Consider the following 23,625-nt stretch of genomic DNA (forward strand, 5'->3'; position numbering starts at 1 on the left):
TAAACAGCATCACTTAAGCAAGAAACTACTTACTCTATTACGTCCAGCTAAAAACCCTTCTTTAGAGTTGATCATATGCACTGTATAAAAACCTTCTTTTGAAAGTTGTTTCCATGATTCTCCTTGATTACCACTCCACCATATACCTTCAGAACTAACTGTAAGAATTTCATTACCATCAGTTTCTGGAACAAAAATGATATCGCTAGAATATCCTGGACCATTACCAGAATTCATATACTTCCAGTTTTTACCACCATCGTATGTAATGGCCTTGTTATAAAGATTGTCTTCTTTTTTATTCCAGTCTCCTCCTATCATGACGCCACGATTCTCATCTATAAAATCAATCGCATATATACCGGTCATTTCTCCACCAGCAATAATAGGTGTAGCATACTCTTCCCAATTAGAACCACGGTCTTTACTGTGAAAGATTCTTGCGGCAGCGCCACCAGTAGCCAGCCATACATTATCTTTATAAAGGGCAATGTTAGAATTGCTTGCTGCAAAGGCAGCCTCTCCTTTAATAAATCTTGGCATATAATTGCATTTACATTTTGCCCAAGTATCTCCTCCATCAAAAGTCTTAATTACTGACAAACAATCTTCTGTTGGATCACCAAAAGCGATACCTTCTTGATCATTCCAAAACTTCATACTGTCATAAAAAACACGTTCTTCAACTTCTTTATAAACTAATTTTACTTCATCGTTTGCATGTGTTATCTTGTAAATCAATGCTGGGTTTCCTGCACTTAATATGTAGGTATATTGATCAGTTACTGCTATAGATCGATATTCTAATTTTTCATTCTCATCAAAGGTAACTTTAGACTTTTTTACTTGGTTAGTGTTTGCATTGATTCTGCCGTATTGTCCGTCACTACCAGAAAACCAGTAGTTTCTATCGCCATAATCAAGCGCTCTAATACTTATGCTATCCGTCAACACTTCATGGATCTCTATGGTAACATCATTTCTATGACCTAGCTTAACCTGTTCATTTACAGTGTTTTTTAAATTCTCTTTGCAAGCTGTAATCAATATGATTCCAGCCATAAATAATAATTTCTTCATACGCTAAAAATAAGTTAGAAAAAGTAAATGATGGGAATGGATTTCCGCTTTCGCGAAAGCGGAATAATTATGATAATTAACTTAAAAAAACATATACTGTCAAAGGACATACTGAGGAATAACCGTACTTTTGCAAAATGAGATTTCACCATAATTTAGTTCAAGCAACAGTAGATGCTTTGCATTCCATTTTTAATGACGGTAAATATGCTGATCAAGCTATTCAGAAAATTCTAAAAAGAGATACTCGTTGGGGTTCAAGAGATAGAGGCTTTATAGCAGAGACGACTTATGACATCGTTAGGTACAAGAGATTGTTTGCCTCGATCGCAAAAGTAAGTGAGCCCTTTAATCAAGAGAGTTTGTGGAGACTTACCAGTGTATGGATAGTGTTAAAAGGACACGATCTTCCTGCATGGGATGAGTATTACAACACCCCAGTTAGACGTATTAGAGGTGGACTGGATGAAGTACGCAACAATCGTAAAATGCGTGAATCTATTCCAGACTGGTTAGATGAAATGGGTATTGCAGAGTTAGGAAATTTATGGGATCAAGAAATGACTGCCTTAAATGAGCAAGCACCTGTTGTTTTAAGAGCTAATACTTTAAAAACTAACATCGCTTCATTAAAAGAACAATTAATAGCCGAAGAAGTTTTAACGACAACTAATGAACGTTTTCCTAATGCATTGATTCTTAATGAACGTACAAATGTTTTCCGTACCAAATTATTTATGGACGGATTATTTGAAGTTCAAGATGCAGGATCACAATTAATTGCACCTTACTTAGATCCTAAGCCTGGTGAACGCATTATGGATGCTTGTGCCGGTGCTGGAGGAAAAGCGCTTCACCTTGCTGCCATGATGGAAAATAAAGGCCAAATCATTGCTACGGATATTTACCAAAGTAAATTGAATGAACTTAAAAGACGCACACGTCGTGCTGGTGTTCATAATATTGAGACTCGTTTGTTAGATTCTACTAAGGTTATTAAAAAACTAAATGGCAAAATAGATGGATTGCTTATCGACGCGCCATGCAGTGGTTTAGGAGTTCTAAGACGTAATCCAGATGCAAAATGGAAACTGCAACCAGATTTTATTGAAAAAATAAAAGAAACGCAACAAGAAATTTTACAATCCTATAGTCGCGTTGTAAAATCTGGTGGTAGAATGGTTTATGCCACTTGTTCTATATTTCCATCAGAAAATGAAATGCAGGTAGAAAAGTTTCTTAAATCTGAAGCAGGTACTGATTTTGAATTAGAAGACTCACAAACACTTTATGCGCATAGAGATGGTTATGACGGTTTCTTTATGGCAAGAATGAAGAAAAAATAATTACTATCTACTTTTAAATGTTATTATCTAAAATTTCTTAAAACTAAGAAATTTACAAAAAACACATATGAAGAATATTACCCTATTGTTCTTATTACTATCTGTAATGGGATTTGCACAAATTCCGCCAGGATATTATAATAGTGCAAATGGACTAACTGGTTATCAATTAAAATCAGAGTTAAATGACATTATTTCTACTGGCTACAATGGTCAAAGTTATGAAGCTTTAATCACGTTGTACAATACATCTGATAACGATGAGTATTATGATAATGGTACACAAACCAATACCATACTAGACATGTATTCTGAAAATCCCAATGGACCTGATCCTTACAATTGGGTAATAGGTGTAAATGCAAATTGTGGGAATTTTAATAGTGAAGCAGATTGCTACAATAGAGAGCATATATTTCCACAAGGTTTCTTTAGTCAAAATGAGCCTATGCGAAGTGACGCACATCATGTGATTCCTACAGATGGTTGGGTAAATGGTGGAAGAAGTAACTTGCCTTTTGGAGAAGTAAATCCTAACGGCGCTTCTATAACTACGTATATGAATGGTAGTAAAAAAGGACCATCCATCACTACAGGTTTTTCTGGTCAAGTCTTTGAACCTCTAGACGAATTCAAAGGTGATATCGCTAGGATGTTGCTGTATTTTGCAACGAGATACGAAAATAATATTAATGATTCTGGATGGGATGCGGCAAATGCTAGTTCTAACAATCCTCGCGATGGCTCTAGTGATAGGTTCTATGAGCAATGGTATATAGATTTATTATTGGACTGGCATAATCAAGATCCTGTAAGTCAAAAAGAAATAGATCGCAACAATGACATCTATGCACATCAAAACAATAGAAATCCATATGTGGATAACCCACAATACGTAAATATGATCTGGACAACGACTAATAACCCTTCAGGACGGTTGTTTGCTACCTTAAAAGATACTTTTATAGATGTCGACATGGATAACTTTGCAAGTGTTGGAGACCAGATCACTTATGAGTACGAGATCAATAATATTGGTACAACTAATTTGTTTAATGTGAGAGCTGTGCCCGATTTTGGAACATTTAATTCTCCAGGACAAATTGCTCAACTTAATGCTGGTATAAATAATACAGACGCTTTTGGGACTCTTACTTATACATTAACTGCAAACGATGTTGCTAGTGCTTGTAGTTGTGTGATCAATAAATTAACGGTAACAGCAAACTTTAACGCTGCTGGTACAAATGGTAGTTTAATTAAAGAAAGTGACGATCCAGATAATTTTGCCAATGTAGACGGAAACGGTGACATGTTACCTGATGACGATACTAGAACAAACCTAAATGTTCAAATGCCATCTGGAGCTGCAACAGAATTATTTATTTCAGAATACATAGAAGGTGGCGGAAATAATAAAGCTTTAGAAATTGCAAATTATACCGGTTCTTCGGTAAATCTAGCTGACTATTCTATCCAACTAAGTCAAAATGGAAGTGGTACGTGGAACGTCACTGAGACACTATCTGGAACGCTTCAAGATCAAGAGGTTTATGTATTAGCGCGAGGAAATGCAAACGCAGCAATTCTAGCCGAAGCAGATTTATTGCTAGGTAGTAGTAGTGTTTTGAATTTTAATGGTAATGATGCCATCGGATTGTTTAAAGCTGGAATTTTACTAGACGTAGTCGGTGATCCTAATAGTAATGTAGACGATATTCAGAATGAAACCTTAGTGCGCAAGTCTAATGTGACAGGTCCAAATACGACATTTGATAAAGCTGGAGAATGGAATGTTTTTGCACAAGACAATTCTAGCGACTTAGGTATCCATACCTTCGACAATACAGCAAGTAATGATGATTTTGCATTTCAAAATATAAGCATCTACCCTAACCCTTCATCAGGTACGTTCTATATTGGGAATTTAGAAAATGAAATAGAGCAATTAGATATATATGATTTATCTGGGAGACAATTAGAAATTGCTCTAAACAACAATTATTTTTATATAAATAGAACTGGGGTTTTTATAGCACGACTGAAAATAAACGGTGTTTCAAAAACCTTCAAACTTATAGTCAAATAAGGTATTTCACCATTTTAAAAATAAAAAAATGCCGCATTCAGCGGCATTTTTTTTATTCTAACCTTGCTTATAACTTAGAGAGACATATTGATCACTCCTCTAAATCGCAACTCATTATTCATCATTTTATCAAATCCTTCGTTAGCGTTTGCTAATGAGAATTCTTCAATCATAGGCAATGCTCCGGTACGAGAACTAAACTTCAACGTATCCTCACTATCTGGTGCGACACCACTAGGCCAACCTTTCAATGATTTTCTAGCTTGTAATAATTGTAATGGTGAAACTTTTACATCATCACCAGCTGCAGCGATTAATAACATCGTACCATCAATTCCTAATCCGTCGATAACACTAGAAATAGCATCAGCATGCGGTGCTGTGGCTACAATTAAGTCTGCGCCGCCAAATTTTCGTAATTGTTCTACGGCATCTTCATCTTTAGTAGCAATAAAATGATCTGCACCTAATTCCATGGCCAGATCTTTTTTATCATCTGTAGTACTTAAAGCAATGGTTCTCATTCCCATTTTATGAGCAAATTGTATTGCTAGATGACCTAATCCTCCTATTCCTTGAACAGCAACGATATCACCAGCTCTCAATCCTGCATTACGCATTCCGTTAAATACTGTTATTCCTGCACAAAGTAATGGTGCTGCTTCCGTACTTTTTAAATCTTCTGGTACTCTTGCTGCCGCCTCATAAGGCGCAGTCATATATTCTGCATAACCACCATCGTAAGAAATACCAGAAACTTTTGCATTCTCACAATTTATAAATTTACCTCGACGACATGGATCACAATCAAAGCAGTGTCCTCCATGCCAGCCTATTCCTACTCTTTCACCTTTTTCAAATAGGGTCACATCGCTACCTAATTCTTCAATAATACCTATTACCTCATGACCAGGCGTTCTAGGAAAATCATTTCCCATAGCTCCAGCTTTAGTAAAGGCATCACTATGGCATATTCCACAAGCTTCTACTTTTAATAATATCTCATTTTCTTTAGGTGATGGTTTATCCATTTCTACTACGGTTAAATCACCGCCTTGTTCTATAAATCTTGCTGCTTTCATAATTTGTATATTTATTTTAAGATAGAAAATTAGAACATCAATTCTGTTATAGGTAGGTTAAGAATTTAATTCTAAGTATTTATCATTATCATCTGCGGAAGAACTGTCCATTTTATATTTATTGAAACTTGCTTTCAAATTGTAAACAAGTCGTTCATAATTCCGCTTTCGTACCGCATCTAGTGCGGCATAAACTTGTTTGATATTGTGTTAAAAACACAAGAATCAAACAAAGCGGAAACCCTAAAAATAAAGTCCTAAAAAAGTATCTTTGCAACAGCCCACAAAAGCGCTCACAAATGATTCATTTTTACGGAAATCCTACCAAGTCTTTATACGCAGTTCATACCCAAGCACCCATCTCTGAAGAAGATGATCAGAAATTGCAATGGCTCTTTGCCGGTGCTCCTAAATTAAAAGCTGATGCTCTATCAGGTTTTTTTACAGGTCCACGTGCAACCACCATTACGCCGTGGTCTACAAATGCTGTCGAGATTACTCAAAACATGGAAATCAATGGAATACTAAGAATAGAAGAATTTCATGCTTGCACTGCAGATTCTAATTATGATAAAATGCTATTGCAAAAATTTGATGGATTAGATCAATCGCAATTTGACATTAATGTAGATGCTGAAGGTGTCTTAGAAATAGACGACATTCCTGCCTATAACATGCAAGAAGGACTTTCTTTGAGCGATGATGAAATCGATTATTTGATCCAGCTTTCAGAAAAACTAGACCGTAAATTAACCGACAGTGAAGTTTTTGGGTTCTCACAAGTAAATTCAGAACACTGTCGTCACAAAATATTCAACGGTACGTTTATTATCGATGGAGAAGAAATGCCTACTTCGCTATTCAAACTTATCAAAGAAACTTCTAAAAAATGGCCTAACGGTATCGTCAGTGCTTACAGCGATAACGTGGCTTTTGTAGAAGGACCACAGGCCGAGCAGTTTGCTCCTAAAACGGCCAATAAACCAGATGTTTATCAAACCAGCTTATTTGACTCGGTTATTTCTTTAAAAGCAGAAACACACAACTTCCCTACTACCGTAGAACCATTTAACGGTGCAGCAACTGGTTCTGGTGGAGAAATACGTGATAGACTTGCTGGTGGACAAGGTTCTTTACCACTAGCAGGAACAGCGGTTTACATGACCAGCTATTCCAGATTAAAAGAAGATCGCCCATGGGAAAACGGTTTTGAAGCCCGTAAATGGCTGTATCAAACACCTATGGATATCTTGATCAAAGCATCCAATGGAGCGAGCGATTTTGGAAACAAATTTGGGCAACCATTAATTACTGGTTCTGTACTAACTTTTGAGCATGACGAACACTCTGACGTCATTGCGAGCAAAGCGAAGCAATCTGCCAGTGATGAACAGATAACCACGTCGCAAGCTCCTCGCAATGACAGTAAAAGATATTTAGGCTTTGACAAAGTTATCATGCAAGCCGGTGGAATAGGTTATGGGAAACGTAACCAAGCTTTGAAGAAAACTCCAGACGCTGGCGATGACATCATCGTTATGGGTGGAGATAATTACCGTATAGGAATGGGTGGCGCTGCTGTAAGTAGTGCAGACACTGGCGCACTAGATTCTGGTCTAGAATTAAATGCTGTACAACGTTCTAATCCAGAGATGCAAAAACGTGCTGCAAATGCGATACGCGGACTCGTAGAAAGTGATAACAACCCTATAAAATCTATTCATGATCACGGTGCTGGTGGACACTTAAACTGTCTATCAGAATTAGTAGAAGAAACTGGCGGAACCATAGACGTTGATAAACTGCCTGTGGGAGATCCTACTTTATCTCGCAAAGAATTAATCGGTAACGAATCCCAAGAACGTATGGGATTAGTTATGGATGCAAAAGATTCACCTATACTAGAAGAGATCGCTGCTCGTGAGCGTGCACCACTATACAAAGTTGGTAAAGTCACTGGTGATAATAAGTTTACATTCAGCGAGAAAGATGGCCGCAGTCCTATGGATCTAGCACTTGAAGATATGTTCGGCTCTAGTCCTAAAACCATTATGGATGATACAACCATCAACCGTATTTATGACGCTGTTCCTTATGATGGTAAAGATTTTAAACTCTATTTATACAACGTTTTACGCATGGAAGCAGTCGCTTGTAAAGACTGGCTGACTAATAAAGTAGATCGCTGTGTAACTGGTCGTGTTGCAAAACAACAAACCTGTGGAGAACTGCAATTGCCATTAAATAACGTAGGTGTTATGGCAATGGATTATAATGGTAACAATGGAGTGGCAACCACCATAGGTCACGCACCAGTTGCTGCATTAATCGATCCTGCCGCTGGTTCTCGCAATGCTATTGCAGAGTCACTGACTAATCTAGTATTTGCACCTTTAGAAAAAGGTCTTAAAGGCGTTAGTTTGAGTGCTAACTGGATGTGGCCATGCAATAATCCTGGAGAAGATGCTCGTTTATACAATGCTGTAAAAGCCGTAAGCGATTTTGCTGTTGAACTGGGAATCAATATTCCTACAGGTAAAGATAGCCTTTCTATGAAGCAAAAATATCCAGATATGGATGTATTGGCTCCTGGAACGGTCATCATCAGTACGGTAGGTTCTTGTGATGCTATTTCTAAAGTTGTAGAACCAGTGTTGCAACGTGATTATAACGCTCCTATCTATTACATCAATATGAGTGGCGATAACCATAAATTAGGTGGTTCTAGCTTTGCACAAACACAAAATAAAATAGGTAAAGAATGTCCTACGATTGTGGATAGTTCCGCTTTCGCGAAAGCGTTTACAGCCATACAATCCTTGATAAAATCAGGCAAAGTACTGGCAGGACACGATGTTGCTAGTGGTGGATTAATTACCACTTTACTAGAAATGTGTTTCCCTTCACAAAACGTAGGAATGGAACTGGACCTGGCTGCAGTAGGTCATGATATGGTTAAAGTATTGTTCTCAGAAAATGCTGGAATCGTGCTACAAGCAACTGATGAAAGTATAGAAGAGGAATTGGCTAAAACAGGTGTTCCATTCTTCAAAATTGGAAAAGCCATAGACGAAGCCGTTCTAGACATCAACGAGTTTATCATAGACGTAGATGACATGCGCGATGTGTGGTATGAAACCTCTCACCTACTCGATCAAAAACAATCTTCTAACGGAAAAGCAGATGAGCGTGCACTGAACTACGTGAATCAGCCGCTAGAATTCAAATTTCCTGAGCATTTTACAGGAAAACTACCAGAATTGCCTCAAAAACGAGTAAAAGCAGCCGTAATACGTGAAAAAGGAAGTAATTCTGAACGTGAGATGGCACGTGCGATGTACCTCGCAGGATTTGAAGTAATCGATGTACACATGACCGATTTAATCGCTGGTCGTGAAACTTTAGAAGACGTACAATTTATCGCTGCAGTGGGCGGATTCTCCAACAGTGATGTTTTGGGAAGTGCCAAAGGTTGGGCTGGAGCATTCTTATATAACGAGAAAGCAAATACTGCTTTAAAAAACTTTTTTGCCAGACCAGACACCATGAGTATAGGTGTTTGTAATGGTTGCCAGCTGTTTGTAGAATTAGGATTAATAAACCCTGATCATGACCAGAAACCAAAAATGTTGCATAACGATTCTGGTAAGTTTGAATGTAATTTTACCAGTGTAGCAATTGATAAAAACAATTCTATTATGTTACAATCTCTAGAAGGTAGCAAATTAGGAATATGGGCCGCACACGGCGAAGGAAAATTTCATTTACCTAAAGACCGAAGTGCTTACCAAATCCCTGCAACTTATGCATACGACAGCTATCCTGCAAACCCAAATGGATCTGACTATAACGCTGCGATGTTGAATAGTGAAGATGGACGTCACCTAGTCATGATGCCACATTTAGAGCGTTCCACATTCACATGGAACTGGGCACACTACCCTAACGATCGTAAGAATGACGAAGTAACACCATGGCTAGAAGCATTTGTGAATGCTAGAGTTTGGTTAGAACGCAAGTAGTCTTTTATACTATTTAGTAAACGGACAAGTCGCTTTTAAGGAAGGGCTTATCCTAATATCTTGTGGGATAAAGTGTATATTTGAGATGGTATAACTAGTTGTAAGTAATGCAAAAAACCAGAAACCGAGTGTATAAAACAATATTTGAAATTACCAAAATGGACTGTCCATCGGAGGAAAATCTAATCCGAATGAAATTGGACGAAATTTCAAGTATTGCGAATTTAGACTTTGATATTCCGAACCGAAAACTGACCGTTTTTCACAGCGGACAAATTGACCAAATCGAAAAGTCTGTTATCGAACTGAATTTAGGCGGAAAGAAAATCTCGACTGAACAAACCGACCAGACAGAATTTAAAGAAAACGCAAACCAAAAAAAGCTACTTTGGTCTGTACTTACAATCAATTTTGCCTTTTTCATTATCGAAATGATAACGGGAATAATCTCAAAATCAATGGGACTTGTTGCCGACAGTTTGGATATGCTTGCGGACAGTTCCGTATACGGAATTAGCTTGTTTGCGGTTGGTGGAACTTTAATTAAGAAAAAACGGATAGCAAAACTTGCTGGATATTTTCAAATCACACTTGCGATTATTGGATTTGTAGAAGTTTTAAGAAGATTTTTTGGAGACGAGAAACTACCTGATTTTTCGACAATGATTATCGTTTCAATTTTTGCACTTATCGCAAACGGAATTTGTCTTTACATTTTGCAAAAGTCAAAAAGCAAAGAAGAGGCACATATGAAAGCGAGTATGATTTTCACCTCGAATGACGTGATTATCAATTTAGGAGTTATAATCGCTGGACTTTTGGTAAATTGGTTAAGTTCGAGCAAACCTGATTTGATTATTGGAACAATCGTTTTTATTTTGGTAATTCAAGGAGCGTTTCGGATACTGAGATTGAGCAAGTGAGCAGAAAGCACTACTTACAACAAAGATGTATGTAAAACATAGCTATTACAGGCTTTCCGAGAGGTCTGTGTGTATTTGCGAAGAACGCCAAATTTTTAAATTTGGCTCGTGCATAAACAGAAAAATCAGCGTCTATTTAAATCACTATTAATTATACGGTTGTAAAATAAAGTAGACCGTTGGCAATAATTAAAACAAAATGCAGAAATACCTATTAATCTTCTTAGTTTTTTCAACTTTTATAAGTTGTACTAACGATAATAAAATTGAATTCAAATCTGTTGATTATACCAAATATGTGAACCCATTTATTGGAACGGATGGAACTGGACACACCTTTCCTGGACCAAGCAGACCTTTTGCAATGGTACAACCTGGACCAGATAATACAGACTAAGGTTGGGATTACACAAGCGGTTATCAATTAAAAGACTCAACCATAATTGGATTCTCAAACACAAGAGCTAGTGGAACTGGCATAAGTGAGTTCGGAGATATTCTTTTGTATCCATTTGTTGGTAATCCTTCTGAATATTCCGCAAAAAAATAAAAGAAAATGCAGAGGTGTCTTATTATTCAGTTGAACTTTCTAGCAACATAAAAGCTGAACTTACCTCGACCGAGCGCGTATCATTTCATCGTTATACGTATCCAAATAACAAGGCAAAACTATTGGTCAACCTTCAACATGGTTTGCGGTTTTTAACAGATAGTTTGGTGTTGGATAGTGATGTTAAATTAGAAGCTGATAAGAAAACAATCTCTGGTTATTGCCACACTAAAAATTGGGTAGAACGAAAGTACTTTTTTACACTCACGTTCAATGAGAAATATGAAGCAATTAAAGAATTACCAGCTCAACCTAAAGAAAATGCACCAAAATATGTTTTAGATTTCAATCTTAAAAACAACATCTTAAAATGCAAGGTCGCCTTATCTACCGTGAGTGTTAATGGTGCAAAAAACAATCTTAAAACAGAATTAGACCATTGGGATTTTGAAAAAGTTAAAACCGATGGAAAACAAATTTGGAATACCTACCTAAAAAAGATTGAAATTGAAGCGCATGATACACAAAAAACCATTTTTTACACGGCTATGTATCATTTGTTTTTACAACCTTAAAACATCGCAGATGTAGATGGGCAGTATAGAGGTGCTGACGATAAAATTGCGATGGCCAAGAATGGAGAATACTATTCAACGTTATCGCTTTGGGATACTTACAGAGCAGCACATCCCTTATACACTATTCTTGTACCTGAACGTGTAGATGGTTTTATCAATACATTCTTAGCACATCACAAAGCCCAAGGTTACCTTCCTATTTGGACAGCTTGGGGATAAGAAAACCATTGTATGATTGGTAATCACTCTATTCCTGTAATTGTAGATGCTTATAATAAAGGATTTAAAGGCTTTAGTTATGATGAGGCCATAGAAGCCATGGTAAAAACGAGTACAGAAAATCATTTAAATTCTGACTGGGTAATGTATAACAAATACGGCTATTATCCATTTGACTTTTTAGATAATGAAGCAGTTTCTAGAACACTCGAGAGTGGATTTGATGATTACGCTATTGCGAAAATGGCCAAAAAAATAGGAAGAGATAGTATCGCTGAAATTTTTAGCAAAAGGTCAAAATACTACGAGAATTTATTTGATAGCAAGACAGGTTTAATGCGTAGAAAAGACTCAAAAGGTAATTTTAGAAACCCTTTTAAACCCTTGGAAGCCACATCACCTATGAATAATCCCGGAGATTACACAGAAGCAAATGCATGGCAATACACCTGGACACCAAGTCATTATGATGTTGAAAATTACATTGACCGTCTTGGTGGTAAAGATAAATTCACAAATCAATTACATACATTTTTTACGCTAACTAATGATGATGCAGATAAACATCTGGGACAAGAAGGATTAATTGGACAATATGCGCACGGCAATGAACCAAGTCATCACATTGCATATTTATATGCTTTTTCAAATACACCAGAAAAAGGAAATCAACTCATAACAGAAATATATAATAGGTTTTACAGCGATAAACCAGATGGAATAACTGGAAACGATGATTGCGGACAAATGAGTGCCTGGTATATTTTTTCTACTTTAGGTTTTTATCCTGTAAATCCTTCCAGTGCAGATTTTGTTTTAGCAATACCTCAAGTTAATAATGCTAGAGTTATCCTTAACAATGGAAATTTTCTAAAAATTAGGAAAGGAACATCGGATTTAGACAAAGTGAACTCAATAGAACTTAATTCTCAGCCATTACAAACGAGAATTACATATGAACAAATTATGAAAGGTGGCAAATTGGAATACAAATAACTATTACAAAAATGAACTGAGGTAAAAAACAGCCTTTTTCTTCATTTCATTTAGACACTATTTTTTGATGCTCAAAAGTCAGTAATCTGATTTTTAAGCTTTTAATTTTTATATAATCTCTACGACCTATGCTGATTTTGAAACATAGGTTTCATCGTAGGGTCTACCAGATTTTGCGATAGCAAAACATTGTTTCAGGAGCTTATTACAAACAGCTATTAGTGCCAGTTTTTTACTCTTACCATTCCACCAAATTTTTAAACGTCCGTCCTTAATTTGTTGAAGTATGACGATTTCCAATAAAAAGGATTCTACGAAAAATTAGAAAGTTCAATTCGTATTAATTAGTGAACAATTAAAGTTAAGGCAAGAATAAAGATGTAGTCATACGATTAACGGAACACCTGGTGAAAATAAACCACGCTCACTCATAACACAAGTAACTCATTACCAATAATTAGCTTCTTAAGGAAGTCAATATGAATCTTCCTTTTATCATTTATTTGTTAAATTTATGACTTTAACGAGCTAGTAACAATGAAATCATGCATTGTAGCAAAAGTAAAATAATCTAATGAACCAAAGAATACTCATCAAAAATACAACTGTTGTAAATGAAGGAAAATCATTTATTGCAGATGTACTGTTGGAAAATGAATACATTTCTGAAATCGGTAAAATTGCTATAGAGCCAGATTATAAAATCATAGACGGCACAGGAAAACATTTGTTTCCTGGTATCATTGACGGTCAGGTTCATTTTAGAGATCCAGGACTTACTCACAAAGGCGATTTATACACAGAAAGTAAAGCTGCAATTGCTGGTGGAGTAACTTCCTTTATTGATATGCCCAATACGGTACCAAATATTTTGACCGTAAAAAGTCTAAAAGAAAAATATGAAATTGCATCTAATAAATCATTAGCAAACTATTCGTTTTTCTTAGGTGTGAGTGAAGATAACATTGATGAAGTTATAAAAATGGATACCAGCAAGTTCATTGGTGTTTCTGATGACGGTCTATATTTCACTAAAAAAGGAAACATTCTTGCAGACAGTCCTGAAACAATGGAAAAATTATTTGCAAATTGTAATTCTATCATTGCTATTCATTCAGAAAAAGAAGAGATTGTAGAAGAGAATGAAAGAATTTTTAAAGAAAAATATGGAGAAGATATTCCAGCAAAATATCATCCAATGATTAGAAATACAAAAGGCTGCTATGAAGCTACAGAACGAGCCATTTCTCTAGCTAAAAAACACAATGCTCGATTACATATTCTACACCTAACTACAGAAGCAGAGACACATCTATTTAGAAATGACATTCCTCTTGAAGAGAAAAAAATAACAACAGAAGTTTCTGTACATCATTTATGGTTTTCAGATAAAGATTATGATCGACTAGGAATGCTTATAAAATGGAATCCAGCCATAAAGTCAGAAAAGGACCAACAAGGTTTATTAAAAGCACTACTCGATGATAGAATAGATCTTATCACAACGGATCATGCACCACATACTCTAGAAGAAAAACAGCAAACTTATTTTAAATCTATGTCTGGAGCACCTATGGTTCAACATACATTAAATTGCATGTTAGAATTTCATAAACAAAATCTGATATCTTTAGAAAAGATAGTAGAAAAGATGTGTCATAATCCAGCTATATTATATAAAATGACTAAAAGAGGTTATATCAGAAAAGGATACTATGCTGATCTAACACTAGTAGATTTAAATAGCAAATGGATCGTTGAAAAGAAAAACCTACTGTACAAATGCGGTTGGTCACCGTTAGAAGGAACAACATTTCAAACACAAATAAAACAAACATTTGTGAACGGAAATCTAGTGTTTGATAATGGTGTGTTTTTTGAAGAAACTAAAGGAAAAGAAATTGAATTTAGCGTTTACTAAAAAGACAAAAAGAAACCCAATCACATGAACTTGATCCAATTATTTCTAATCTCTTAATCTTTTTGTAATTCTAGCAATAAATCGACTGTGATGACCCATGGTAACAAAATGATTTAAAAGATTTTCATCAACTATAATCACACCAATTTATGTATATACATCTTTGAGACGGTAATCATATTTCCAGTTGGTTAATTTAATTTCTTGTAAAAATAAAGACTTTAATTTCCTAACATTTTTACGAACCTAAGTAACTATAAAGTAGTAAAGCATTTGTAAATTGAACAAATCAATCAATAATATTTATAAATACTGACCATATTCTCTTTCATATTGTTAAACTTATTTTCTGAAAGCTGATAACTTTTTACAAAATTGATTTATTTAATTTTATGTTGAATAAGAAGCACTTATAACTTGATTAAGAATTTCTTATGATTAGTTGAAAACTAAATAAATATTCACGACTACTTTTATTTCTTATAAAAATCTATGAGCAAGGCACAAAAATTTATTGAAAAACTAGAGTTACAACCACATCCAGAAGGTGGATATTTTAAAGAAACGTATAGAAGTAGAGGAGAAATAAATTCAAAACATCTTGAAGAAAATTACCGAGGCAATCGTAATTATTCCACCTGTATTTATTTTCTATTAACCTCTGATAAATTCTCTGCTTTACATAAAATAGAGCAAGATGAAATTTGGCATTTTTATCATGGCTCGCCTATTAGGTTGCATATGATCACTACAGATGGCATATACAGTTGCCAGATGATAGGACCTGATTTATTTAATGAAGAGGTACCACAATTTGTAGTTCCTGGTGGCTGTTGGTTTGCAGGTGAAGTGGTCAATAAAGATTCCTTTTCCTTAATAGGTTGTACCGTTTCACCAGGTTTTGACTTCAACGATTTTGAATTGAAATCCAGAAATGAACTAACAGAACTGTTTCCTGATCTTAAAGATATCATAACTAGATTAACGCATCATTAATATAGACCTATAAACCAAACATTTAATTTTAACTCGTTTTTGAATAGATGATTCGTTAATGACTATATAAAAGGTAATTTTTGGACCATTAAAAATGAATAATGAAGAAAATAGAACCCTTTAAAAGTGTAGACGATGCACTTCAGCAACTTGATAATGGTGGTAGATTCTACAACCTTTTAACTAAAGCAGATGATGGCATTATCACCACTGCAGAATTAGGAAAAGTAGGTGGTATTTTTAATGATAAGCAGCAAATGATTCTGTTTTTAGAACTATCTCTTTCAGGATTAGATGAATCCCAACGACAGGCTGTTATACTAAAATTAGATATGGATTTAAAACTTCTGTATTATAATTATCAGCCCGCATTATTTTCACCAACAGAGGCAGCTTCTAAAGCTGTTGTTGCGCAAAACACCATTATCACTGGCGTTCCTAAATTAACAGCTTCTAAAACCGATTTCAATGGTTTTATCATGATACCTATAATGACAGGATCGGTCACTACCTTCACAATGGTACCGATTATGGATATGTATGACGTTTATGAAATAAAAGATGCTACTTCTGCACAGTCTATTTTGATAGCTCATGCTAGATCGTCAGATAAACTACCTGAAAAAAAGATTCAAATAGCCGGAATAACAAAAGAATTAAAAACAGATAAAAAAGAAAAAGTCGCATCAAAAATTTTCCTTGAGGCCATTTATTATTTAGAATATGAAACCTAGTAAGTGGTTTTTATAAATATTTCGCTTTCGCGAAAGAGGAAAAATCAACCATCTAATTACTGATTTTCATACTAAATATCTAACAAGTTTTAATACAAAGAATTATTCATTCATGTAAAGGAGATAAGAACTTTTATTGCTTTACAAAAACCATGCAATGCTGCCATGGAAGATTAATGGCATTACTTTCCAGTTTAAAACCTGCTGCTTTGAATTCTTTTACAGCTTGCTTTTCGCTCATTTTATGAATTTCCTTAATCGGTACGCTAGCATCTTCTGCTCGATACTCAATCAAATAAATTTTACCATTAGGTTTTAAAGCTTTTTTTATGGAGGCGATCATTTCTATAGGAAAACTAAATTCGTGATATACATCTACCATAAGTGCTTTATTAATAGAGTTTTCAGGTAGATTAACACTCTTTTCACTACCCTTAATTGTAGAAACATTATCAATTTGCGATTCTTCCATGCGTTGATCTATCACAGCTAGCATTTCATCTTGAATATCAACAGCATAAACAAATCCATTCTTTACTGTTGGAGACATTTTAAAAACATGGTAACCAGATCCGGCTCCTATGTCTGCGATAGTATCGCCTGGTTTGAGATCCATGTTTTTAAGTAATTTTGAAGTGTTTTCTTCTTTCTCACGTTCTGGCCTCTCTAACCAATTCATGCCTTGAAAACCCATTACATAAGCAATCTCTCTTCCCATATACCATTTTCCAGTACCATTAGGATTGCCTGTTTTATAAGTATAAACCTCTTTCTCAGCAGTCTGTTGCGCTATTGAAAAAATAGGTAATGTTATTATCAATAATAGAAAAAGCTTATTCATAAAAATATTGATCTGTAGTACTATTTTCTATCAGTCGTATATTTCCTTAATAATTAATGGATTTTTAAATATTTTATGAGAGTCCTATTTTGCATTTTAAAAATTGAAAATTAGAATTCTTTTAAAAATTAAAAGCCCAAATTTTATAATCGATTGTTTTAAGCCTTTACTTTGTATAGTTGATTAGAAATTTCTTTTAAATTAGCCTTAGAAAAGTATAACATGACTAAAGAGTCTTCTTTTTGGAAAAGCTGTCCTAACTGCCAGGGACGTGGTAAAAAAAGCCAGCGCATACGCAAGAAAGCTAGACTGGCTTATCAAAGAGCTTTAAAAGAATTTAAAGAATCCAATCATAAAGAAGAAAATGCTCCTTTGCCACCTAAGGGACATCTTAAAATTTGTGATGCTTGTTCCGGTTCTGGACTGGTTTCTTCAAATCAATTTCCTGTTTCAGATGTAGAAAACTTACCACATGTTGCCATTGTAGGCGGTGGCATCGGTGGTGTTGCTCTTGCTGTAGCATGTTTACATCGTGGTATCCCTTTTACTCTTTTTGAGCGTGATAGCAATTTTAATGCTAGATCACAAGGTTATGGGCTTACTTTGCAGCAAGCGAGCAAGGCAATGGATGGCTTTGGTATTAGATATCTAGATCAAAGCATTACCTCAACTAGACATGTCGTACATAACATAGAAGGAGAAATACTAGGAGAATGGGGAATGAGAAAATGGGTGGAATCCCAATCTAAAAAAGCACCTAAAAAAACAAATATTCATATCGCGAGACAATCGTTACGACTCGCACTCTTAGAACAATTGGGCGATGAAAAATCTATAAAATGGAATCACCAATTCATAGATTATAATACAGATGGAGAATCTGTTCACCTCAACTTTCTAGTAAATGGAAAAATAAAATCTACTAGAGCAGACCTGATAGTTGGTGCCGACGGCATAAGAAGTGGCGTAAGACAAAAGTTTCTAGGTGAAAAGATAGCTCCTTTGCGCTACTTGGACTGCATGGTGATTTTAGGCATTTGTTCACTGGATTCTATAGAAAATATAAAAAGCGAGCTACTAGATTCTGCAACTGTATTTCAAACTGCAAATGGTGTGGAACGCATGTATATGATGCCTTATGACGGGACTTCTGTTATGTGGCAATTCAGCTTTCCTATTGCAGAAAGTAAGGCAAAGATTCAAAGTTCCCATGGCGCAGCATCTTTGAAGAATGAAACCTTGAAAAGAACTCAAGATTGGCACGATCCTATTCCTCAAATTATACAGGCTACTTCTACATCTTTGGTTTCAGGATATCCTGTTTATGATAGAGAATTGCTTGATAAGTCCGCTTTCGCGAAAGCAGAAAACTTAACACTAATAGGAGATGCCGCACATCCTATGAGTCCTTTTAAAGGCCAAGGTGCTAACCAAGCCTTGTTAGACGCACTCTCACTTGCTCGAGCTATTTCTACAGGCTGTCGACCACAATCCAACTGGAAAGAAATAGGAATTAGGAAAAGTGCCTTGATACCTTTTGAAAAAGAAATGTTATCACGCAGCGCTTCAAAAGTAAAAGACTCTGCCGCAGCGGCTCAATTTCTACATTCTGATGTGGTATTACATGAAGGTGATGAGCCTCGTGGGCGAGTTTTGAAGAGATAAAAGAGATTGAATCTAATATTTAAACTTGATTAGAACCACAGCATCCACTTCAAGAATCTATAGGATTACCTAACTCTTAAATCCAACTAAAAACGGCATCAAAAAAACCTCCTTTTTGTACCTTGCCTACCTATTAAAAAAGTAGCTAAATGAAAGAGAGTAACATCGTCAACTATATAAAAGAAATCATTAAAAATAAGCCTGCAGGTTGGGTAGACATTACAACACACCGACTGGATATTTATAATGAAAAATTAGCTAAAACTCAGTTTCTAGATCAGCTAGAGACTTTATATGAAAACGATAATGCAACGACCGCGGCTTTAGATATTTTACCTACCGCATATGACTATATACGTTTAGGGCATCCTTTATCATGTGTTCTGGAATGGGGAATTGCAAAAATGCACGGTTTGAAACCAGAAGCTGTAATTTGTTTTTCTTCTCAGACTGTTCCTGTGTTGGCAGTTTTAAGAACCAACTTGTTGCAAAATAAAAATACCCAAATTAATTACATTGGTCATCTACCAGAATCGTTTAATGCTGATATCATCAAAGCAGTTTACGGATATCATTTTGAGCTGAATCAGGTAAAAAGCGTTTCAGAGGTTACTGAGTTTGATGGCAGCACCATTTTTATCACAGAAAATGATCAAATGGATGCCATAGAATTACATTCAACTATAGATTTTTCTATCACACTACACGGCCGTTTAGGAAGTCTACTGGTCGTTAATGGTAAAGAAAATGAAGACTACATATCTGATATACAGCACGTACGTAGAAGGGAAACTGTTGCCATGACTCCAGCAGACTCGCTTACGGCATTACAATTATTAGTTGGTGAATCTATTGAAAGCGTAGACTCTAATTTAAAAGCTAATAAAGAAAGTGTTTTAAAGTCTGTCAAAGAAATTACAGGAACTGAAATCACGCCATTAGTTGGTTCTAGCGGATTGTCCGTTCAATATGCGATCATGATGGGATTGATCCATGATGCACAAAAAAACCATCAAGGAAAGGCGATAAAATTTATCGTTCCACCTAATTGCTATGGTGGTACTAACGATCAAGCAAGACGCGTTGCTGCTTGTCTGGATACGATTGAAATTGTAGACCTTCCAGTGGATGGCGATAACGATATGGTACAAAGTATAGATCGAGTTTTAGAAAAAATTGCTCAAGAAGATGCTATCCCTTATATCATTGCAGAGATTCCTACAAATCCACGTGTTGAAGTTCCAGATCTTGAAAAACTAAAAGCAGTTTTGAGCAAAGAGCGTAAAACTTCAAATGGCGATATTGCTATAGATCCAGTCTTTATTCTTGACCAAACCTTTTGCCCTAATGTTCATTTTTTAGGGGAAAATAAAATGCTATCTACCGTAAGAACTATTGCTTATGCGAGTGGATCTAAATTCCCAAGTGGCGGCCGCTGTACGGCTGGTTATTGCGTAGGAAACAATAAAACGCAGAATTTGATGGAGAAAATAAGTCTGCATCTTGATATTTGTGATAATGAAGCAACGCAATTGCAATATGAAATTCTTGCAGAACAATTGCCATCCATGAATCAACGTATCGCAGACGCTTACATGAATACCAGAGAATTTGTTACCTATATTCAAGAAACCTTACCAGATGCAAAAATTAACTTTGTGTCTGAAGAACTGGCAGATCAAGGATTTACACCATCTGTCTTTTCATTAGACTTGCCTAGAAAAGGTGCTAACGCTCAAGAAAAGGAAAAATACAAACGTGAACTGAATCTGAAATTGATTCATTTGATGATCAAAGAAATACCTGATGAAAGTAAATTTTGTGTTAGTTATGGTCAATTAAAAGGCTGTTACTGGACGGTACCAGCTACTTCAACACAAGGAACTACTAAAGAAGGAGATAAAGATTATATCGTGCGAGCGTCGCTTTCACCTAATTTAGATCTCGAGAAACATAAAGCAGTTTTTAAACACTTTGTAGATAGTATTTAAGCAATTGTATTTGTAATAAAGAGAGCTCTAAAAAACTAGAAATAGAATTTTAGAGCTTTTTTGATATTTTATTTCTCGCTTTCGCGAAAGTAGAAATAGAGTAAAAACACGTTAGTCTCCAAAAACAGTACAGCCTATAGGGCTTCCATCAGGAATGCTAGGCAATGGCTTAACCTTAAATAGTTCTGTATGTGCGTTGAAATGTTGAATTTGAGATAAGAGTTGGTTTTCAAATGCATCTCTTTTACTTAAGTCCTTTTGTATCTCGTTCAATTGATTTCTAGCAATAGATTTTACCTGCACATTAGTTCTAGAGCTAGCTATCAAGTTCATCAAGTGATTTAAAAATAACTCTTGGCTGCTCTGGGAAATCGCAGTTCGGTATGAATCGTCGGTATCTAGATCAGTAAATACTTGATTAGAAATCTTAGAAAATATTGTATCTAGTGTGAGCGTCGCATAATTTGAATTATCTAGACTTTCAATAGCTTGCTGGGTAACGATTCTATTCATACGATCTGGATGAAATAACAAATCAAAAGTCATATCTACACTAGTTGCTGCGGCAGTTAATGGGTCAAAAGTGACGCCAGTTTGTGATTTAAAGCTTTCTCTAGTTCTACCATATCCATAGGCACGTGGCGGAAACAGATCCAACACATGCTGCGGAATTTTAAGTGTCGATGGATCGATACTTTGTAAAAGAACCTTTAAAGCATTTTTCTGGTCGCTAGAATTAACAAGTGTAAATTCAAGATTCCTGTCATTTGTTAAGTACTCATACTCTACTCCACCTACTAGTTTTACAGCGGCTTCAACCTGATAACGATGTGCAAAATAAACCGGCACAAAAACATCTTCTAAAACACTCAATGGCTCACCAGACTTGATGTTATGAATGGAGAATTGGTTGATCGCTATTTCTCTCACGTTTAAAATGTGTTTTAACTCTTCTGTAGGACTTGATCCATTGTCCCAAAGATGTGCGCCAGCATTTGCACCACCTGTGGCTCTTGCATCACTATCTGAGATAAATTTTAAACCAGCAACATCTGCTTTTTTTAGGATTGATTTTAAATAAGAATCCTCACTTTGCTTGCCTGCTGGATTCCCATAAGAATATTGCACGGTTAATTTATCCCAAACTCCTATTCCTGCAGCATAGGCATTTTTTAATGATATTTTACCATCTACTATCTCATACTTAGGATGCGGATAATCCATTACGCTTGCTCGGTCTTGCGTACTAGCAGCAAAATTGTGTGCAAAACCTAGTGTGTGGCCTACTTCATGAGCACCTAATTGCCTAATTCTTGCTAGCGCCATTTCCATCATCGCATCATGATTATCGTCATTTTCTTTAAATGGTTCTTTTAATAAGCCTTGTGCAATCATAAAATCCTGACGGATGCGCAAACTTCCTAAGCTTACATGACCTTTGATTATTTCGCCCGATCTTGGATCTACCACGCTTCCACCATAACTCCAGCCTCTCGTACTGCGATGTACCCATTGAATCACATTGTAGCGTACATCCATAGGATCAGCATCTTCTGGTAGCATTTTTACTTGAAAAGCATTAGAATATCCAGCAGCTTCAAAAGCTTGATTCCACCAGCCTGCGCCTTCTAACAAAGCACTTCTTACTGGTTCTGGTGTACCTCGATCTAGGTAATATATAATTGGTTCTACCGCATCACTGACAGCAGCTTCTGGATTCTTCTTCTCTAACCTATGACGAGTGATAAATCGCTTTTGAATAGGCTCAAAAACTGGGGCGCTGTAATCCATATAACTTCTATAAAACGATCCACTACGTGGGTGAAATACTCTAGGCTTATAATTGGTATCTGGCAACTCCACAAAACTATGATGCTGTATAACCGTGATACTGCTAGCATCTGGAGCGACGCTGCGCACTTCTCTGCCTGTAGGCGTTCCTGTAAAGGTCAGCATTGCTTCAAACTCGCTGTTTTTAGGAAAACTCTTGGTGTTTTCCATCCATAAAACGCTACGTGTTTTATCTAATTTATAAGAACCTTGCCCACGATCTTTTAATCGATTTGCAACTCCATGAGCATCTAGCATCAAGAATGGTGTCAAATCAATTATAAAACTATTGTTTTTCTTTTCTTTAATCTCAAAACCAAATAATACCGATCTTGCAAAAGCTTGTTCTATGGAGGCTTTTTCGTCTGGATTTGAAGAGCTCGCTCGATAGCTCAAATTAGGTTGCATTAACAACAACTTGTTCCCACTTTTGATCCATTTTACAACTACTCCATCACCTAGCTGTCCTCGATCGAGTCCTATATCATTAGATCCAACACCAGAGGTTAAAGAATGAACATAAAGAAATTCTTTATTCAAGTCTTTGACTTCAAGAAGTATAGTTCCTTTATCTTCATTATAGGTAAAATCATAATAGCCTGTAAATGGTTGAGATGATGTTGTGGATTGCGCTTTCGCGAAACCTGCCTGTCGTGCCTGGGCAGGCAGGGCGGAAACCAACAAAAACAAAGAAAAAATGTGATAGAAACTTTTCATGTACTAATTTTAAAAACTAAAGATACTCGATTCTGATAAGATTAA

General features: G+C 35.9%; 13 protein-coding genes and 3 pseudogenes. 11 read left to right on the plus strand and 5 right to left on the minus strand.

Annotated elements, in window-relative coordinates:
* Positions 1–9: 9 nt before the first annotated feature.
* Positions 10–1,080 (minus strand): WD40/YVTN/BNR-like repeat-containing protein, encoded by a 1,071-nt coding sequence (locus ACTF54_RS06920; RefSeq protein ID WP_438969030.1) that lies wholly within the window; start codon positions 1,078–1,080, stop codon positions 10–12.
* Between the two features lie 137 nt (positions 1,081–1,217).
* Here ACTF54_RS06920 and ACTF54_RS06925 point away from each other — a divergent pair, with 137 nt between their 5' ends.
* Positions 1,218–2,426 carry an RsmB/NOP family class I SAM-dependent RNA methyltransferase gene (locus tag ACTF54_RS06925; RefSeq protein WP_347196554.1) on the plus strand — a complete coding sequence of 403 codons (1,209 nt, stop codon included), beginning with the start codon at positions 1,218–1,220 and terminating at the stop codon, positions 2,424–2,426.
* Between the two features lie 67 nt (positions 2,427–2,493).
* Positions 2,494–4,515, plus strand: coding sequence for an endonuclease (locus ACTF54_RS06930; RefSeq protein ID WP_347202134.1), 2,022 nt, complete (start codon positions 2,494–2,496; stop codon positions 4,513–4,515).
* 74 nt (positions 4,516–4,589) lie between these two features.
* Here ACTF54_RS06930 and ACTF54_RS06935 read toward each other — a convergent pair whose 3' ends face one another.
* Positions 4,590–5,597 carry an alcohol dehydrogenase gene (locus tag ACTF54_RS06935; protein WP_438969031.1) on the minus strand — a complete coding sequence of 336 codons (1,008 nt, stop codon included), beginning with the start codon at positions 5,595–5,597 and terminating at the stop codon, positions 4,590–4,592.
* A gap of 299 nt (positions 5,598–5,896) precedes the next feature.
* Between ACTF54_RS06935 and purL the strand changes: the two genes are divergently transcribed.
* From purL to ACTF54_RS06955, 4 genes and pseudogenes are all read left to right on the plus strand, one after another.
* Entirely contained in the window at positions 5,897–9,619 is a 3,723-nt protein-coding gene (gene purL, locus ACTF54_RS06940) for a phosphoribosylformylglycinamidine synthase (protein ID WP_347196551.1), read from the plus strand.
* Between the two features lie 128 nt (positions 9,620–9,747).
* A complete protein-coding gene (locus tag ACTF54_RS06945) occupies positions 9,748–10,542 on the plus strand; it encodes a cation transporter (RefSeq protein WP_438969064.1) in 795 nt (264 codons plus the stop codon).
* A 199-nt stretch (positions 10,543–10,741) separates the two neighbouring features.
* Positions 10,742–11,092 (plus strand): annotated as a pseudogene (locus ACTF54_RS06950) (hypothetical protein).
* Positions 11,089–12,885 (plus strand): annotated as a pseudogene (locus tag ACTF54_RS06955) (GH92 family glycosyl hydrolase). Before ACTF54_RS06950 ends, ACTF54_RS06955 begins: the two co-directional pseudogenes overlap by 4 nt.
* Positions 12,886–13,011: 126 nt before the next feature.
* On the opposite strand, the pseudogene ACTF54_RS06960 reads toward ACTF54_RS06955, so the two are convergent.
* Positions 13,012–13,128: pseudogene (locus ACTF54_RS06960) on the minus strand (IS110 family transposase); the annotation flags it as partial.
* Positions 13,129–13,459: 331 nt separating this feature from the next.
* Here ACTF54_RS06960 and ACTF54_RS06965 point away from each other — a divergent pair.
* From ACTF54_RS06965 to ACTF54_RS06975, 3 genes are all read left to right on the plus strand, one after another.
* A complete protein-coding gene (locus ACTF54_RS06965) occupies positions 13,460–14,806 on the plus strand; it encodes a dihydroorotase (protein WP_347196549.1) in 1,347 nt (448 codons plus the stop codon).
* Positions 14,807–15,298: 492 nt separating this feature from the next.
* Positions 15,299–15,802, plus strand: a complete 504-nt coding sequence (locus ACTF54_RS06970; protein ID WP_347196548.1) for a cupin domain-containing protein — start codon at positions 15,299–15,301, stop codon at positions 15,800–15,802.
* 101 nt (positions 15,803–15,903) lie between these two features.
* Positions 15,904–16,536, plus strand: a complete 633-nt coding sequence (locus tag ACTF54_RS06975; protein ID WP_347196547.1) for a hypothetical protein — start codon at positions 15,904–15,906, stop codon at positions 16,534–16,536.
* A 133-nt stretch (positions 16,537–16,669) separates the two neighbouring features.
* On the opposite strand, the gene ACTF54_RS06980 is transcribed toward ACTF54_RS06975, so the two are convergent.
* Positions 16,670–17,377 carry a class I SAM-dependent methyltransferase gene (locus ACTF54_RS06980; protein WP_438969032.1) on the minus strand — a complete coding sequence of 236 codons (708 nt, stop codon included), beginning with the start codon at positions 17,375–17,377 and terminating at the stop codon, positions 16,670–16,672.
* 222 nt (positions 17,378–17,599) lie between these two features.
* Between ACTF54_RS06980 and ACTF54_RS06985 the strand changes: the two genes are divergently transcribed.
* Complete coding sequence (locus tag ACTF54_RS06985) at positions 17,600–19,042, plus strand: FAD-dependent oxidoreductase (RefSeq protein ID WP_347196545.1); 1,443 nt, start codon at positions 17,600–17,602, stop codon at positions 19,040–19,042.
* A gap of 149 nt (positions 19,043–19,191) precedes the next feature.
* Positions 19,192–21,033: a cystathionine beta-synthase gene (locus tag ACTF54_RS06990; RefSeq protein WP_347196544.1), complete on the plus strand. Its 1,842-nt coding sequence runs from the start codon at positions 19,192–19,194 to the stop codon at positions 21,031–21,033.
* Positions 21,034–21,144: 111 nt separating this feature from the next.
* Here the strand turns inward: ACTF54_RS06990 and ACTF54_RS06995 are convergent, their stop codons facing one another.
* Positions 21,145–23,580, minus strand: coding sequence for a zinc-dependent metalloprotease (locus ACTF54_RS06995; protein WP_438969033.1), 2,436 nt, complete (start codon positions 23,578–23,580; stop codon positions 21,145–21,147).
* Between the last annotated feature and the right edge of the window lie 45 nt (positions 23,581–23,625).

The sequence above is a fragment of the Nonlabens sp. genome, assembly GCF_965657255.1.
In the GTDB taxonomy this organism is placed as follows: domain Bacteria; phylum Bacteroidota; class Bacteroidia; order Flavobacteriales; family Flavobacteriaceae; genus Nonlabens.

Coding starts and splice junctions, on each gene's coding strand:
- ACTF54_RS06975 (WP_347196547.1), top strand. CDS start 15,904: ATGAAGAAAATAGAACCCTTTAAAAGTGTAGACGATGCACTTCAGCAA.
- ACTF54_RS06965 (WP_347196549.1), top strand. CDS start 13,460: ATGAACCAAAGAATACTCATCAAAAATACAACTGTTGTAAATGAAGGA.
- purL (WP_347196551.1), top strand. CDS start 5,897: ATGATTCATTTTTACGGAAATCCTACCAAGTCTTTATACGCAGTTCAT.
- ACTF54_RS06990 (WP_347196544.1), top strand. CDS start 19,192: ATGAAAGAGAGTAACATCGTCAACTATATAAAAGAAATCATTAAAAAT.
- ACTF54_RS06925 (WP_347196554.1), top strand. CDS start 1,218: ATGAGATTTCACCATAATTTAGTTCAAGCAACAGTAGATGCTTTGCAT.
- ACTF54_RS06920 (WP_438969030.1), bottom strand. CDS start 1,080: ATGAAGAAATTATTATTTATGGCTGGAATCATATTGATTACAGCTTGC.
- ACTF54_RS06930 (WP_347202134.1), top strand. CDS start 2,494: ATGAAGAATATTACCCTATTGTTCTTATTACTATCTGTAATGGGATTT.
- ACTF54_RS06935 (WP_438969031.1), bottom strand. CDS start 5,597: ATGAAAGCAGCAAGATTTATAGAACAAGGCGGTGATTTAACCGTAGTA.
- ACTF54_RS06985 (WP_347196545.1), top strand. CDS start 17,600: ATGACTAAAGAGTCTTCTTTTTGGAAAAGCTGTCCTAACTGCCAGGGA.
- ACTF54_RS06970 (WP_347196548.1), top strand. CDS start 15,299: ATGAGCAAGGCACAAAAATTTATTGAAAAACTAGAGTTACAACCACAT.
- ACTF54_RS06995 (WP_438969033.1), bottom strand. CDS start 23,580: ATGAAAAGTTTCTATCACATTTTTTCTTTGTTTTTGTTGGTTTCCGCC.
- ACTF54_RS06980 (WP_438969032.1), bottom strand. CDS start 17,377: ATGAATAAGCTTTTTCTATTATTGATAATAACATTACCTATTTTTTCA.